Source organism: Pseudopedobacter sp. (assembly GCF_040392825.1).
Taxonomy (GTDB): Bacteria; Bacteroidota; Bacteroidia; order Sphingobacteriales; family Sphingobacteriaceae; genus Pseudopedobacter.
On sequence record NZ_JBEBVH010000155.1, the window covers coordinates 1 to 9,392 of the forward strand.

9 protein-coding genes are annotated in these 9,392 nt (G+C 35.2%); 4 read left to right on the forward strand and 5 right to left on the reverse strand.

Going from position 1 to position 9,392, the window contains the following annotated elements; translation table 11 throughout:
• The coding region (locus tag ABWO41_RS11645) for an MFS transporter (protein ID WP_353137891.1) at positions 1 to 1,312 on the forward strand (1,312 nt) is incomplete at its 5' end.
• A gap of 130 nt (positions 1,313 to 1,442) precedes the next feature.
• Here ABWO41_RS11645 and ABWO41_RS11650 read toward each other — a convergent pair.
• Positions 1,443 to 2,147: a response regulator transcription factor gene (locus tag ABWO41_RS11650; protein ID WP_353137893.1), complete on the reverse strand. Its 705-nt coding sequence runs from the start codon at positions 2,145 to 2,147 to the stop codon at positions 1,443 to 1,445.
• Positions 2,148 to 2,394: 247 nt separating this feature from the next.
• Here ABWO41_RS11650 and ABWO41_RS11655 point away from each other — a divergent pair, with 247 nt between their 5' ends.
• Positions 2,395 to 3,930, forward strand: a complete 1,536-nt coding sequence (locus tag ABWO41_RS11655) for a SulP family inorganic anion transporter (protein WP_353137895.1) — start codon at positions 2,395 to 2,397, stop codon at positions 3,928 to 3,930.
• A gap of 33 nt (positions 3,931 to 3,963) precedes the next feature.
• On the opposite strand, the gene ABWO41_RS11660 is transcribed toward ABWO41_RS11655, so the two are convergent.
• From ABWO41_RS11660 to ABWO41_RS11670, 3 genes are all read right to left on the reverse strand, one after another.
• On the reverse strand, positions 3,964 to 5,916 hold the full coding sequence (locus tag ABWO41_RS11660) for an LTA synthase family protein (protein ID WP_353137897.1): 1,953 nt from the start codon (positions 5,914 to 5,916) through the stop codon (positions 3,964 to 3,966).
• Between the two features lie 68 nt (positions 5,917 to 5,984).
• On the reverse strand, positions 5,985 to 7,256 hold the full coding sequence (gene porY, locus ABWO41_RS11665) for a PorY family sensor histidine kinase (protein WP_353137899.1): 1,272 nt from the start codon (positions 7,254 to 7,256) through the stop codon (positions 5,985 to 5,987).
• Positions 7,253 to 7,918, reverse strand: a complete 666-nt coding sequence (locus tag ABWO41_RS11670) for a response regulator transcription factor (RefSeq protein ID WP_353137901.1) — start codon at positions 7,916 to 7,918, stop codon at positions 7,253 to 7,255. Before ABWO41_RS11670 ends, porY begins: the two co-directional genes overlap by 4 nt.
• A gap of 227 nt (positions 7,919 to 8,145) precedes the next feature.
• On the opposite strand from ABWO41_RS11670, the gene ABWO41_RS11675 reads away from it, so the two are divergent.
• Both ABWO41_RS11675 and ABWO41_RS11680 read left to right on the forward strand, forming a co-directional pair.
• Entirely contained in the window at positions 8,146 to 8,397 is a 252-nt protein-coding gene (locus ABWO41_RS11675; protein WP_353137903.1) for a TMEM175 family protein, read from the forward strand.
• A 30-nt stretch (positions 8,398 to 8,427) separates the two neighbouring features.
• Complete coding sequence (locus tag ABWO41_RS11680; RefSeq protein ID WP_353137905.1) at positions 8,428 to 8,718, forward strand: hypothetical protein; 291 nt, start codon at positions 8,428 to 8,430, stop codon at positions 8,716 to 8,718.
• Positions 8,719 to 8,736: 18 nt separating this feature from the next.
• Here the strand turns inward: ABWO41_RS11680 and ABWO41_RS11685 are convergent.
• On the reverse strand, positions 8,737 to 9,392 hold a 656-nt coding region (locus ABWO41_RS11685), incomplete at its 5' end, for a sensor histidine kinase (protein ID WP_353137907.1).

The window sequence follows — 9,392 nt, forward strand, 5'->3', positions numbered from 1 at the left end:
AACGCTATCTGCCTTAGCTCCAACTATACAGATAGATTTAAACATGAATGATAATGATTATGCCAATGTGATTAATATATTTTTAGTCGCGTATACCATTTCTTACTTAATTTCCGGGCGTATAGCTGATAAAATAGGGACAAAGGCAGCAATGCTGGTTTTTGTTACCTGGTGGTCATTAGCTAATATGTTTACAGCGGCAGCAAGTACTGTGATTTCTTTAGGTTTTTATCGGTTTATGTTAGGATTAGGTGAAGCAGGGGTTTGGCCCGCTGCCAGCAAAGCCGTATCAGAATGGTTTCCAGCGAAAGAAAGAGGAATCGCCATAGGTTTATATACTATGGGTGCAACCATTGGAGCAACCATTGCTCCTTATATTGTAATCCCTTTGGCAACTCATGCTTATTCTGAGACGATGCCATTAATCGTAAGTATATTAGGACAAGGTACTGGTTGGAAACTAGCGTTTATTCTAACTGGATTTGCTGGGTTATTATGGTTAATTCCCTGGAGTGTTATTTACCAAAAACCGGAGAAAAGCAATCTCATTAGTTCTTCAGAATTGAATATGATTCAAAACTCTGAAGCTATGGAAAATCCGGATGAAACAGAGATGAAAAATGCATGGTCCTGGAAAACAATTTTGCTATTTAGAGGCACATGGTTGCTGTTAGTTGCAAGGTTAATTACTGATCCGGTATGGTATTTTTATCAATTTTGGTTTCCAAAATATTTAAGTGCTGATAGAGGGTTAACTCAAGAGGGTTTGAAAATAACCTGGCTCATTTATGCTGCAGCAGGAATTGGTAGCTTATTAGGCGGTATACTTTCCGGTTTAATTATCAAAAAAGGAATTAAGCCCGCGAATAGCAGGATGTGGGTAATGTTAGGTTGTGCCTGTATGATGCCATTATCTCCTTTTATTGCAAATGTTACCGGTTTAAATTTTTCAATGGTTTTAACTTTTTGCACTGTTTTAGCTTCATTAGCCTGGCTTACAAATATTAGCTCTCTGGTAGTTGATGTTGTTCCAAAACATTCTTTAGGAACGGTTTTTAGTGTGGTCGCAGCTGGAAGTACAATTGGAGGTATTATTATGAATATGATTGTTGCCGCAATGGTAACCGAAAGTAATACAAAATCAGGAGGCTTTTTAGATAAGGGTTTTCATGCTGTCTTCGATCCGGTTTTATCATTAGTGCAGGGGCAGGGCTATATGCAATGGTTTTTAATTATGGCTTTTTTGCATCCTTTAGCATGGCTGATTTTGAAGTTTGGTGGAATTCAGCGTTTATCTGCTGTAAAGAAGTAAGTTTAGTTTTATGTTGGATTTTTATAACATTGAACAGTCTCTTTCTTTAATGGCAGCTAGTCAATCTGTTTGATAAGCAAACTACTTTTTAAACGACTATGCTTCATTCTTAAATTAATTGAGGTGCAAGTTATTCTGCCAGATCAAATGCTATCGCAAATTTGATAAGTTCGGCAAAAGATTTGATGCCGAGTTTTTTAGTAATATTTTTTCGGTGAGTAATTATCGTATTTGTAGATACAAACAACATTTCTGCGATTTCAGCGGATGATTTTCCTTCACACAATAAAGTGATAATTTCTTTTTCCCTTTTCGTCAGTTTTGCGAATTTTATATAATGCTGATGTACATATCTGTCTTGATTCAGCATTTTGTTAAAACGCTGAATCATATTACCTATACCCGTTATTGGAGAAGAAAGCAACACAAGTTTATTAGTTAGCTGCTGTTGCTCTTTTATTTTTACCAGCTTGCAAACGGTAAAGAACCATATATAATCAATCTCTTCAAATAACTTCACTCGTTGAAAAAAGGTATATTGTTTACTGAAGTCATTTTCTACAAGATACCGAGTCATGCCCTGAAATATAGACAAAGACTCTTCTTTTATAAAATATCGTTCATAATAAGATTCTCCGAGTTCATTAATATCGTTTACAGATGTTCCTAAGCGTTCGCATCCCCAGTTGTTCATGTAACTACAGCCGGTTGGCTGAAGACCGTCTAGATCATGCAACATAACAGACGCAGGAACCAATTCTCCTATATCCGAAACCTGTAATTCGCCCTTTTTGAGGTTATTGGTTAGATCATGTATCTGAGCTTCCAACTGCATATCTGAAGAGAAAATGGGTTTTTAATTTATTTGATGGTTAAAAGCTAAAGTAGTTAATATAGGTTTATGAAACAAATTTACTTTTATTTCTAAAAATAATTTGCAATCAGAAAAGTTAATGATGTTTCAGTATAGAATCTAAGAAGAGAAGGTGTGATCTATTAGCGAATCAATAAGTTATTGTCTTTTTATGATCTAAAAGCTAGCTTTGCCACCGGAACAAATTCTGAATTTAACCTTTTAACTTGTGGAGAAAGCTATCACTATAAAATCGTCAGGTACTCTTAATCTTAAAAATGAAATTCTGGCCGGTTTAACGGTTGCAATGACCATGATTCCCGAATCTCTATCTTTTGCTATTTTAGCTGGTCTTTCGCCATTGACCGGTCTTTATGCTGCATTTTTAATGGGACTGGTGACAGCTGTTCTTGGAGGTCGACCAGGTATGGTATCGGGTGGTGCAGGAGCTACAATTGTGGTACTTATTGCTTTAGCTGCATCTCATGGTGTTCAATATCTTTTTGCTGCTGTCGTTCTGGCCGGTATTCTTCAGCTACTCGTTGGAATATTTAAAATGGGGAAATTTGTGCGATTAATTCCTCAGCCGGTAATGTATGGTTTTCTTAATGGTTTGGCCATTATTATTTTCATGGCTCAGTTAGAGCAGTTTAAAATAGTTTCGGAGATAGGGGCAGTAACATGGATGACAGGTCAATCCTTGTATACAATGTTTGGACTAACCCTGTTAACTATTTTTATTGTTCTGGGTTTTCCGAGAATTACCAAAGCGATTCCGGCTTCTTTAATTGCTATATTGACTATATTTTTCTTAGTTCTGTTTTTTGATATCGAGACTAAGAAAGTGGTAGATATAGCTTCTATAAGTGGAACTTTTCCTTCTTTCCATATCCCTGATGTTCCCTTTTCTATTGAAACTTTGAAATTAATTTTTCCATATTCTTTAGTCATGGCTGGCGTTGGTTTAGTAGAGTCGTTACTGACGTTGAATATGGTTGATGAAATTACAAATACGAAAGGAAATTCTAATAAAGAGGCCGTAGCTCAGGGGACTGCTAATATTATTAATGGTTTTTTTGGTGGAATGGGAGGATGTGCAATGGTTGCTCAGACCCTGGTAAACCTAAATTCCGGAGCCCGTACACGCATTTCTGCTTTTATTGGTGCTGTAACTATTATGGTTGTAATTTTAGTAGGGGCACCATTTATAGAGCAAATACCGATGGCAGCACTGGTTGGAGTAATGATGATGGTTGCTATAGGGACTTTTCAATGGGTAAGCTTTCGTATTATTAATAAATTTCCAAAATCCGATATTTTTGTAGGTATTCTGGTTGCTGCCATTACTGTAATACTGCATAATCTGGCTCTGGCGGTACTGATTGGTGTAGTTATTTCGGCATTGGTCTTTGCCTGGGATAATGCGAAACGTATAAGAGCTCGTAAATATGTAGATGAGAATGGAATTAAACACTATGAAATTTACGGTCCGTTGTTTTTTGGCTCTACTACTGCATTTTTAGAAAAATTCGATGTAATGGACGATCCTGAAGAGGTCATCATTGATTTTAGAGACAGTAGGGTAGTGGATATGTCTGCCGTAGATGCGCTGAATAAGATAACCGAGCGTTATGCAAAGATAAATAAGCGTATTACATTGCGATATTTAAGTCCGGATTGTAAGCGTTTACTCCAAAATGCAGACGGTATTGTTGAAGTAAATGTAAATGAAGACCCAACTTACAATGTTATGCCCAGAGCCTAAATTAGCAAATTGAGGGAAACTTGTTTAACATTGTTATTGTTTTAAACCGCCTTTTTTAAACAAATCATAAGCTGTTTGATAATAGGCAATGGCTTTTTCTACAGTCTTTTTATTAAGCTGTATTGTAATTTGTTGGTTATTGAGTTTATTATATTTAAAAGTTTCTACTTGCTGTTGTGGGCCCAGTATTACTAAACTATCTCCACTTAAATAAGCCAGTTTCTGGTAAGTGCTTAAAAAAGCCCTTGGTTTATAGGTTTTCTCCAAAACATCCTGTCCATAAAGATTATTTTGGTAACTCCATCCTAAGATGTTGAATAATGTAGGATAAAGGTCAATCTGAGAACACACGCTGTCTATAGTTTTGTGCTGTTGATTTGGCAAATTCACTACCATACAGGGAATGTGATATTTACTAACATCAATTTCATTTTTACCGGCACTACTTGCACAGTGGTCTGCAATGATAATGACTACCGTATTTTTATACCACGGCTTACGCTTAATTTTGTTTAAAAACTGACCTATTGCATAATCTGTATATCTAACAGCTCCTTCTCGATTTCCTTGCGGCATATTGATTTTGTTGGCAGGAAATGTAAAAGGGCGGTGATTAGAAGTAGTCATTACGAAATTAAAAAACGGTTTTCCCTCATTAAACGATTCGTCAGAACCTTTTACAACAGTATTAAACAAATCCTCGTCACAAATTCCCCATGCATTTTCGAATTGTATCTCGTTGTCGGCAATTAATTTACGATGTGTAGAGTAAGAATCGCCTAAGTTTAATTTTCTGCCTCTATCAGTTATGTCGAAGCCATTTTTACCGAAATATTCGTTCATATTATCAAAATAGCCATCACCTCCATAATAAAATGTTCTGGTATAGCCTTCCTGTTCGAAAATATATCCCACAGTTGTTAATTTATCATTATTGGGTCTTCTTACTATACTGCTCCCAGGTGTAGGCGGAACGCTTAAAGATAGTGCTTCCATTCCTCTAACGGTACGTGTTCCTGTAGCATACATATTAGTGAATATGAGATTTGTTTGCGCCAGGGAATCCAGAACTGGAGTCAAATGTTTTTGGTTCCCGAAATAGCCAAGAAAATCGGCACTCAGACTCTCTACCGTAATCATAATGACATTTGGTTTATATGCTATCGCAGGATTTTTTACAAATCTTTTAATAGAGTTCCATTGTTCTGATAAGGTTGATTCTGAGTTTTTAAGGTCAGAACGGACCAACTGAAAGGCTAACTTATCGGGAATAAGCCTGTAAAAATCATTATAATTAAGCTCGTTATTTTTGAACGCCGAGAAAAAGGAAAAAATACCAGCTTTAGCCAGCTCATTTTCATACCTGTTTTCGCTAACGTCTGCATTGGAATTGCTCAATAGCAGAGGGGTTAAAATGGTGACAATTAATAACGTCCCCGATAGAGTTACTCTCTTTTTGAATACCATTCCTTTCTTGAAAGCTCGTTGAAATACAGCCAATCTTTTAAGAAATAAAAATGCAAATAAGACCAGTAGTAAAACACCGCCAATAAGTATTGGCAAAGGATACGACTCGTTGATGTTGTTAATGACTTCGTAAGTGTAAATAAGATAGTCAACGGCAATAAAATTGAACCTGCTTTCAAATTCCTGCCAGAATGTTATTTCTGCGAAAAATGAAAGGAAACAGATAAACAACATCAGCGTAAGCCAAATATACGTAGCTACTTTATTGAAAACAGAGCCGACTAATTTTTCGGGTAATAACAATAAATATAATTGGTAAGTTGATGATAACAGTAAAGCGACCGCAAGGTCGAAAATTAAGCCCTGGACATAAATTCTTAAAATTCCCGCAATACTAAATTCTGTTTTTTCCAGTGAAAACATCAGCAGGCCGGTGCGAAGTAAAAAGGAAACGCAAATAAAACCTAAGATAAAATAGGCAAGCAGGGCATACCTGTTATTTAAAATCTGTTTTAACATTCAAAACTACTTTTCTATGGACAAGGTTAAGATCCAATTCTGAATAAATTCTGAATTTCAGAAGTCGTTTAGAAACAAATAGAAAATGTATGCATGTTATTTTGAAAAGAATAGCTTATTTCCCAGTTATACCGTTTTGTAATTTCTTTAATGATAGAAAGGCCCAAACCGCCTCCTGGTTTATTTTTATTGGTTGTACTAAACCGCTTAAATAACTTTTCTTCTTCTAATGCAAAGTCCCCTGTATTAGAAATGCTCAACCTCTTGCCCTGTAATGTAATTTGAATCTGAGAATTTGATTTAGTATGTCTAATAGCGTTCATGATTAAATTAGTTAGCATAATATCTAACAAATTTTTATTGCTATGGATAATTAGTTCATTGTTTAAATCCAGTATAATTGCTTTTTCTTTAAGAAAGTCAGACAGCAGATTTAATAAGTCATTTATGGATTGCTTAAGACTGATTTCTTCCGTTTCCGAAAATTGTTGATTTTCTATTTTAGCTAAAAGAAGTAAGTTCTTATTAATTTTAGAGACTCTTGTCAGGGCCTTCCCAGCCTCTTCTATCGTATGGAATTGTTCTTGATCGATATTGGAGTTTTGTAGTATATCAAGTTTAGATTGAATTATTGCAAGTGGAGTTTGCAGTTCATGGGATGCATTTTCGGTAAACTCTTTTTGTTGGTTATACGCTTTTATATTACTCTCAATTAGCCTTCGGATACTCTGGTTCATCTCCTCAAATTCCAAAAACTCACTAGGTTTGAAATCGATATGCTGTTGTTTATGAATGTCAAAGTTTTTTATTTTTTCCAAAGTTTCATAAAAAGGTTTCCAGAGAGAACCGGAAATCCTTTTATTAAGCATGATGAAACCGACCAACATTAATGAAAAGAAAATAACTGTTATCATTGTAATTGCTGCTATGGTTTCGTAGCTCTCTTCGATGTTCGTCTCTACTGTTAAGCTGTAATTTTTTCCATCCAAACTAAAATAAGTAACCAATCCGTGGAACCTGTCCATGGGATGACTATAAAGAACCGCAGACTTCCTGTACACATCGTATATACTATCCGGGCGAAGACTTGCAACTTGAGATATCTTTGCATCCGGGAGCATCTTATTCCATAAGGAGATGCTATGTTCCAGGTCGTGATTATTCAAATGCTGATTTTTCAGATTCTTTATGATTGAAGAACTCACAATCTCATTATGCTTATTAAGCTCATGTATCCATATCTGATCAATAATAAAATAATATGCAGGAATGCTAGCCAAAAGAATAAATAGGGCATATAGCGCAAACGCTTTTAGAGGTTTACTGAGTAACTTTGTCATACTTCCCACTTATATCCGTTGCCATATAACGTTTTAAGATAATTCCCACAACCAGCATCTGCTAACTTCTTCTTTAAATTTTTGATATGGGCATATATAAAATCATAGCTATCGAGCATTTCGGCCAGATCGCCCGAAAGATGTTCTGCTATTGCGGTTTTGGTGACAACTTTGTTTTTGTTTCCCATTAGAAAGAGTAATAAGTCGAACTCCTTTTTGGTTAGAGGGATGATAGTTGAATTAACTTTTACAGTTTTAGAAATGACATTCACCTCTAACTCTTTATAGGTGATAATGTTGGAGTTTTCGAAATTTCTTCTGCGTATTACTGAATGTATCCGGGCGGCAAGTTCGGGTAAAAAAAATGGTTTTGATAAATAATCATCAGCACCGATTTGGAGCCCTTTAATTTTATCGTCCAGCGAATCTTTTGCCGAAATGATAATGACTCCAGTGTTTTTTTTTAGATCGTTTAAAATCTCTAATCCGTTGCCTCCGGGTAACATTAAATCTAATAAAATGCAGTCATAATCGTAAAGGTTTACTTTTTCGATAGCTTGTTCATAAGTATAAGCCTGCTCGCATAAATAACTCTCATCGGAAAGGTATTTTGTAATACTTTTCGAAAGCTCCATTTCGTCCTCAATAATTAGCAATTTCATAGACTATATTTATGTGGTTAGCCTGTTACTAAAATACAGTAAAAATCTTTGAAGATGGGAATATACAATCATAACATTATACCTTGCTAAGATTTCATTTTTTAAGAGCAGAACCGAAAAAATATCTGTCTGTTTACCTTCGAAAAGAAGTAAGTAAATTTATATCACAATGAATAATAATTTAGAAATTATTAGATTTATTTTTTCATTTCTAATATAGAGAACTTATGACAACGAGCCGTTTAGAAGCGTTTAGTGATGGAGTTTTAGCGATTATTATCACCATTATGGTACTAGACCTAAAAGTTCCGGTGGGGGATAGCCTGATAAGTTTAAAGCCATATATACCTAAATTTTTATCCTATCTTTTTAGCTTTATTTATGTAGGAATATACTGGAATAATCACCATCATCTGTTTCATACTGTAAAAAAGGTAAATGGAAAGATACTATGGAGCAATCTTCATTTATTGTTCTAGCTCTCTTTTTTACCTGTTACTACCGGATGGATGGGAGAAAATTATAATTCTACCTTACCCACTATTGTTTACGGTTTTATTTTAGTGATGAGCAGTATAGCTTTCAGGATTATTGAAAAGGTAGCCATAGTAACTGAAAGTAGGGAATCTGATATTGCAAAGACGGTAACTTCTGGCAAAAAGGAAGTTGTTTCAACGTTAGGATATATCATAGGAATATTGGCAGCACTGGTGGAGCCCATCGTTGGCATCATAATTTATTATGCCATCGCATTAATTTGGCTTGTACCTGATAAAAGAATTGAAAGGTATTATAAATAGATGATGTATGATCTCCATTTAGGAAAAATGATATCCCAGGGGCATCTGAAGATAAAATGTGGTGCCCTTTCCCTGTTCACTTTCAAACCATATTTTACCATTTAAAGCTTCGGTAAATTCTTTACACATTCTTAATCCCAGACCAGTTCCTTTTTCGTTATTAGTACCGAAGGTTGACTTGATTTTGGAGGTAAATATTTGATCTTGTTTATCTTGTGGTATACCGTTACCGTTATCTATTATTTTTAAAGTGAGTGTATCCTTTTCAAGAACAGACAGAACTTCTACTTTCCCTTCTGATGGAGTGAATTTAATAGCATTATTGACTAAATTACGTACAATAAGCTGATATATATCGCTGTTAGTTTTAACGAAAGTGTCTTTATGTATTTTATATTCAAAAACGAGGTTTTTGTTTGCAGCCAGATTTTTGCAGATTTCCAGCGTGCCATATAAACATTTGTTTATGTCAATGGCGGCAATAGAAAAATCAAATCCTTCCATCTGCTTTTTTGTCCATGACAGTAAATTATTCAAGAAATGTTGTGTGTCGCTGGTTACCCTTCTTAGTTCATTTTCCAGTTCTTTTCGTTCTTCTGCTGTTAGGTCGGCGCGCTCGAGAATGTCAAGATACGTTTGAATGTTGCTTAAAGGCGAATTGAAATCATGCGAAA